General features: G+C 48.5%; 2 protein-coding genes and 1 pseudogene. All 3 read left to right on the forward strand.

Annotated features, from left to right (window positions below):
- Positions 1-1,255 (forward strand): RHS repeat domain-containing protein (locus EFO84_RS00795; protein WP_164742344.1); only part of this gene is annotated, 1,255 nt, incomplete at its 5' end.
- An 8-nt stretch (positions 1,256-1,263) separates the two neighbouring features.
- A complete protein-coding gene (locus EFO84_RS00800; protein WP_127346165.1) occupies positions 1,264-1,947 on the forward strand; it encodes a hypothetical protein in 684 nt (227 codons plus the stop codon).
- A 128-nt stretch (positions 1,948-2,075) separates the two neighbouring features.
- Positions 2,076-2,810, forward strand: a pseudogene (locus EFO84_RS00805) (RHS repeat domain-containing protein); the annotation flags it as partial.

The raw sequence follows: 2,810 nt of genomic DNA on the forward strand, positions 1-2,810 counted from the left end.
GGCGATGGCCAGCCATGAAATCACCTACACCCTACGCGACCGTTTAGGCTCGGTGGTGACGCTGACGAACCACAACAACCTCATCATGGAGCACCGCAGTTTCGATCCGTTTGGCAAGCCACGCTATGGCACCATGCAGGCCAGCCCGTCAGCAACACTGTGGAATGTTGCTGGCGGCACACCCTTCACCATGCGGGGTTTCACCGACCACGAGCACATTGATGAAGCGCAGTTGATTCACATGAACGGCCGGGTGTACGATTACAACTTAGGCCGGTTCTTAAGTGTCGACCCGTTCATCCAGGAGCCCGGCAACAGCCAGTCGCTGAATCCTTACTCCTACATTATGAATAACCCGCTGGCGGGGACGGACCCCAGTGGGTACTTTATACGGACGGTCATTTGGGATAGGAGCAATGGAGGTACAGAAGACCAACTTCGAGAAATTCTGGGCGCACTCGGCTTCAAGGTGGATGTTGACAACGGGATGGTCAATCTAAACCGCGACAACAATATTACCGGCGCTGAAGCGGCTGGCTTAATGACCAGACTGGAAGAGGCTGGGCTTGTTAAGAAAAAGCCTGCAGGCGGCGCAAGATCAACGTCGGGTGGCACCCTCTATAAAGTGGTCAAAGTTGGTGACGATTGGGAATTCGTAGGGAAAGTAGACTCGGTAACGACTGGGGATGCTGCGGTTAACGGCATTCTGACTAACGCAGACGAGGCAGCACAGCTAATGGGAGCGCATTTAGAGCATGCCTATGGAGATGACGAAATTACAGAATACACCCTGTACCATAACCCATCAGTAAACTTCTTTGCCGATATATGGGAAGCGTTCAAAGACAAAATGGGCGCGACTACTGATATGGCGAAAGGGCTCGCCAAAGTATTGGATGATACACAAAAAGCTGGCATACGAGTAAAATGGGCCGTCCATAGTCAAGGTGGTGCAATTTTTGCTGAGGCTGTCAGGTATTCGGGAAAAGACTTATCTAACACTACGGTTGCGTTTCATGGGTCAGCCAGTAATATTTGGATGACCAAACGTATAATGGCATCTTCGAATGTCAATATTCGGGGCTTTTTGAATCACCCTGGTGATGCAATCCCCAATATTGTTGGGCTTAATACAGTGAATCCATTTAAGATAATTCGGTCGATATGGAATATACCGTCTTTAGCTGGGAGTAAGAGCGACCCGTACTGGAGTCCCCACACCATGCCGTGTCAAACGTGTCAATATACGCATTAGGAGCACCCATGAAACATTTAGTACTATTGGCGGCAGTCCTGCTATTTACAAGCTGTGCATTCAGTAAGCAGGATTCGGGGAGTGGACAGATGATACAGCACAAAATTAGTTTTGGTGATAAAGTATTGGAAATTTCGTTACCGGATAAAGAGCAGAGAAGCGAGTTTATCTTCGGAAAAGAAAAGGAAATTCCTTCCGCAGTGGATGTAAAAGATAAATCTATTTACGATAAGCAAGACAGTCATTATTTTATAAGTAAAATTTGGGGATGGAAATCTAAGTTTATTGGTCGAGTTTACGGGAGCTTGAAATTTACTGCGTCTGTTCACACTACCGAAGACGCTAAGTTACAAACCATCAACGATTTAAAAGTGGCCCTCAAGAAGCGCAATGAAATTATCCATGAGGAAATGATAGGTAACTATATTGACGGTGTGCCGGTTGTAGTGCTGCCGAATAAATATGACGATATCAAAATCAACGGAACAGAATTTGTATATTATACTATTACTTATCTAAGCAAGCCTCCGACCCCTCATTATGTGGCAAGACTGTCCGAAACCCATTATCTAAAGCTAAAATTCAATTATATACCTAATTCTGGAGAATCAGAGAGTGATTGGAGGGCTGCGGCAAAAAATATAGAAACATCTATTATACAATCGATCAGATTACGCGATCAGGGCTTATAGTCGCCAAGTAGGTTTGAAGAATCCTGCTTGATGGAGTTCACTATTCTGTTTCAGCCTAGTTTTTCTTAAGTCGATGTAGCCGCGTCACCGTCGGTATTTTTCAAGTTGGTTGACACCTCCAGGCCGACGTGCTGCAGAACATCACGCAGTCGGAGAAGAGCAACGGCACGCTCTACGAGTGCCGGACCTACGAACCGGTCTCTGGTCAGCTGAAGCGGGTTCGTGCGACAAGCGCCATGGGCAATGAACTGCATGACATCGATTACACCTATGCCAGCTTCGGTAATCTGGCTAGTCAAACGGTTTACAGCAACAATGGGGCTTCAGTCTCGACCGAAAGCTACAACTACGATGACCTGCACCGCTTAACCTACAGCAACTTAAGCTCAGGCCCCAGTATCTCGTACAGCTACGATGCCACCGGTAACCTGACACAGAAGAGCGATTACGCCAGCAGCATGAGTTACGGCTCAGCCGGTAAGACTAATAGTGGTAACGCCGGACCCAACGCGGTGCTGAGCGCGACGCTTGTCGGCGGCGGCACCGCAAGCTTTACCTACGACAACAACGGTAACCTGACCAGCGGTGCGGGCAAGAGCATTACCTACAACGCCATGAATAAGCCGACCCACATCACTGCTGGCAGCACCACAGTGAGCTTCTGGTACGATGCCAACTGGCAGCGCTACAAGAAGGCTATCGGCAGCTCTAAAACGCTGTATTACATTGATGGCTCGGTTGAGGTTGAGTACACAGGCGGGGACATCATCACCCGCACCTACATCGATGATATCGCTATTATCAAGCGCACCGAGCACGCTGGCGTGGCGATGGCCAGCCATGAAATCACCTACACCCTACGC

It is taken from the genome of Pseudidiomarina mangrovi (assembly GCF_003999375.1).
In the GTDB taxonomy this organism is placed as follows: domain Bacteria; phylum Pseudomonadota; class Gammaproteobacteria; order Enterobacterales; family Alteromonadaceae; genus Pseudidiomarina; species Pseudidiomarina mangrovi.